Source organism: Actinomadura logoneensis (genome assembly GCF_003428695.1).
GTDB lineage: Bacteria > Actinomycetota > Actinomycetes > Streptosporangiales > Streptosporangiaceae > Spirillospora > Spirillospora logoneensis.
Genome location: NZ_QURH01000711.1, coordinates 1 through 3,156, shown reverse-complemented (window position 1 = coordinate 3,156; position 3,156 = coordinate 1). Strand labels below are relative to the sequence as shown.

The 3,156-nt window shown below is 77.1% G+C and carries 3 protein-coding genes; 1 reads left to right on the top strand and 2 read right to left on the bottom strand.

From position 1 onward, the window contains the following. A partial coding sequence (locus DZF91_RS40385; RefSeq protein WP_199486897.1) for a hypothetical protein occupies positions 1-1,461 on the top strand: 1,461 nt, incomplete at its 5' end. Positions 1,462-1,599: 138 nt separating this feature from the next. Here DZF91_RS40385 and DZF91_RS26035 read toward each other — a convergent pair. Both DZF91_RS26035 and DZF91_RS40380 read right to left on the bottom strand, forming a co-directional pair. Next, complete coding sequence (locus DZF91_RS26035; protein ID WP_147341390.1) at positions 1,600-2,604, bottom strand: carbohydrate kinase family protein; 1,005 nt, start codon at positions 2,602-2,604, stop codon at positions 1,600-1,602. After that, on the bottom strand, positions 2,601-3,156 hold a 556-nt coding region (locus DZF91_RS40380; protein ID WP_158588051.1), incomplete at its 5' end, for a hypothetical protein. The genes DZF91_RS40380 and DZF91_RS26035, both read right to left, overlap by 4 nt.

Below are 3,156 nucleotides of genomic sequence, written 5' to 3'. Positions count from 1 at the left end.
GAACCCGACCACGCCCGGCGGCTGGCGGAGCTGTGCGCCGGTTCGCCGCTCGCGCTGACGGTGGCCGCCGCGCGCCTGGCCGGCCGGCCGCGCTGGACGGTCGAGGGCATCGTGGGCGCGCTGGGGGAGGAGCGGCGGCGGCTGGCCGTCCTCACCGCGCGCGACGCGCAGAGCGACGTCACCGTGGAGGCCGCCTTGGAGTTCTCCCGCAGGGCCCTGCCCGACCCGGCGCAGAGGCTGTACGCCCTGCTGGGCCTGTACCCGGGTGAGACGTTCGACGAGTCCGTCGCGGCGGCGCTGGCGGCCGTCCCGGTGGACGAGGCGGCGCACGCGCTGGACACGCTCGCGGACGCCAACCTGCTGGACGAGGTCTCGTCCGGACGGTACCGGTTCCATGAGCTGACGCGGCTGCACGCGCGCCAGGAGGCCCACGCGTCGGTCCCGGCCGGGGAGCGGGCCGCCGCGCTGGAACGGGCCACGGCCTGGTGCCTGCGCACGGCGCTCGCGGCGAGCGACGCGATCGCCCCCCACCGGCGGCTGCGGCGGCCCCGTCCCGTCGCGGACGTGCCCGACGCGCGGCGGTTCGGGACGTCCGCGGAGGCCCTGGACTGGCTGGACGCCGAGTTCAGCAGCCTGCACGCCGTCGCGGCCAGGGCGGAGGAGCAGGGGCTGTACGAGGCGTGCTGGCTGCTGGTGGACGCGCTGTGGCCGCTGTTCGTCCACCGCGGGCACCGCGCGGAGCGGCTCGACTTCGAGGAGCTGGGCCTGGACGCCGCCCGCTCCGCCGGGGACGCGGAGGCGGAGGCGAAGATGCTCAACCGGACCGGGCTCACCCGGCGCGTGCTGGGGGACCTGGACGGGGCGGAGCGGGACTTCCTCGCCGCGCTAGCCCTCTGGGAGCGGCTCGGGAACCGCCAGCGCCAGGGCGGGGCCGAGCGGCGTCTCGGGCTGCTGGCCGCGGACCGGCGGGACTGGGACGCGGTCATCACGCGCTACACGTCCGCCCTCGCCGTCTACCGCGGGCTGGGGGAGGAGCGCCGGGCGGCCCGGACGCTGTGCGATCTCGGGGCCGTCCTCGTCGAGGCGCGGCGCCCGCAGGACGCCATCGACGTCCTGATGGACGCGCGGGACGCCTTCGCCCACGTGGACGATCCGCACGGCCTCGCTCGCACGATCCTGTTCCTGGCCCGCGCGAAGGCCGACATCGGGGCGGGTGACGAGGCGGCGGGCCTGTTCGCCGACGCGCTGCGCCGGATGAGGGAGATCGGCTCCGGCACCGGCACCGTCTCCGCGCTGCGGGCCTGCGCGGAGTTCGAGGTGGACGGCGGCGCCCCCGACACCGCCGTCCGCCTCCTCACCGAGGCCAGGGAGATCCTGGCTCGCCTGGCCCTGCCGACCGAGCCCGTCGACCGCCGACTGGCAGAGCTCTCGGCCGCCCCTGACCCGCCACCGCGCGGGTGACCGGCCACTGCGCGGGTGACCGGCCACTGCGCGGGTGACCGGCCACTGCGCGGATGGCCGGCCACTGCGTGGGTGACCGGCCACTGCGCGGATGGGCGACCAACGCACGGGTGACCGGCCGCTCGCCGAGCGGCGGGGTCAGTCCCAGCGGCCGACGACGGTGCGCGGCGGGTCGTCCTCGCACATCGCCGCCAGCTCCCCCGGGCGGAGCGTCATGGCCGAGGGACGCCGGAAGCCGATCTTCCAGCCCGCGTGCACCACCCCGGCCCGCAGCGCCGCGACCGGGTCCCGGGTGCGCAGCCATACCGCCAGGAAGGTCGAGAACAGCGCGTCGCCCGCACCGGAGGTGTTCACCACCGGTCCGCCGCGGACCGCCGCGGCCACCCGGACGAGCCGCCCGTCGCGCAGCGCCACGGCCGCGCCCCGCGCGCCCATGCCGACCCCCAGCACACCGCAGCGCGGATGGCGGCGGAACACCTCCCGCGCCCAGGTCTCCGGCTCGGGCAGCCGCTCGTGGCTGGCGAACACGATGTCGGCGTGCTCCAGCCACGGCCGGTTGTACCGGTTGTCCGGCCCGTCGGTCTGGTGGAGGTCCACCGCGATGGGGACGCCCAGCTCAGCGGCCCGTCCGAGCAGCGGGCGGAGCGGCCGGACATTGGTCAGCACCAGCAGGTCCGCCCCGCCCGCCTGCGTCTCCAGCGTCTCCCACGGATAGACCTCGTGGTCGAGCGGGGCCAGGTGCGGAAGGCCCATCCGCCGCCCCTGCTCGTTCACCAGGACGACGCCGGTGGTCGACACCGCCGTCCGCAGCACCCCCGGCCCGAGCAGCCCGAGACGCGCCAGCTCCGCCCGGACGGCGGTCCCGGCGCTGTCGTCGCCGACCAGGGCGCAGAGCCGGACCCGGTGCCCGAACGCCCGCTGCACGCGCGCGACGCTCAGCGCGACGCCGGAGCACGAGAACTCCATCCAGGACGGTTTGCGACGTGAGGCGTAGGCGACGGGGAAGTCGCGGACACCGACCGTCGCGTACAGGCTGACCGCGCCCGCCACCAGCACCACCGGACTCGTCCCGCGCGGCTCCGCGCCCGCGTCACCGCCCGGGTTCGTCCCGTCCGCGTTCATGTACGGGCTCATCGGGCTCATGACGCCGCCCTCCACGTCGCCGCGCCGTCGTCCACGGCGGTGACCAGGACCCGGCCGGTCGCCTCCAGATGCGGACGGTCGCCGAACGAGCCGAGGCGTCCGACGATCAGGACGCTGCGGACCAGGTCCCGCAGCGGGAACCCGGCGGTCGTCCAGCAGTAGAGGAAGGAGCCGTGGACGTCCGGCCACAGGTCCGGGCCGAGGCGGGAGCGGCGCGGCGCGCTGCGGGTCCGGACGGACGCGCCGCCGCGCAGCACCGCCACCTCGTGGTCGCCGGAGGGGCCGACGGCCAGCGAGCAGCCGGGATAGCGGCGCAGCACCCCCGACAGCCGCTCGTGCGCGCCGCGGGACGGCCGCCTGACCCGGCCGGTCAGCACGTCGGCGAACTCGCGGCGCGGCAGGTCCGCCGCGTCGTCGTAGCGGGCCACGACGTGCGCGTCCAGCGCGGTGAGCGTGCCCGGCGGGCACAGCTCGGCGGCGTCGTCGCCGTCCCGGCCGGTGAACAGCGTCAGCCGGGGCGCGCGCAGCCCGCCGCCGCGCGGGATCACCAGG

What these genes read in the sequence shown, in the direction of transcription:
- DZF91_RS26035 (WP_147341390.1), bottom strand. Translation starts at nt 2,604, where the DNA reads ATGAGCCCGATGAGCCCGTACATGAACGCGGACGGGACGAACCCGGGC.